The 209-nt window shown below is 27.8% G+C and carries 1 protein-coding gene; it reads left to right on the top strand.

Going from position 1 to position 209, the window contains the following annotated elements; genetic code table 11:
- Positions 1-206 (top strand): hypothetical protein (locus FC24_RS10235; RefSeq protein WP_235807402.1); only part of this gene is annotated, 206 nt, incomplete at its 5' end.
- Between the last annotated feature and the right edge of the window lie 3 nt (positions 207-209).

The following is a 209-nucleotide window of genomic DNA, read 5'->3' as shown; positions in this document are numbered from 1 at the left end:
AAATTATAGGAGAAATAATGATAAAAGCATTTAAAGTTTGCTTAATTAGTAGTTGTTCTGTGATCATTTTATCCATTTTCTTAATGGCAATGAGTTTTTTTAATTTAGTTGATATCAAGGTTTCGACTGGTTTTGTTTTTATTGGATTAGCGTTAGCTAGTACTGCTTGGTTGTTTCTTTTACTTGATGACTTAATTAAAAAGTGATGG

The sequence above is a fragment of the Loigolactobacillus rennini DSM 20253 genome (genome assembly GCF_001436505.1).
GTDB lineage: Bacteria > Bacillota > Bacilli > Lactobacillales > Lactobacillaceae > Loigolactobacillus > Loigolactobacillus rennini.
This window is presented reverse-complemented; position numbering and strand designations above follow the sequence as displayed.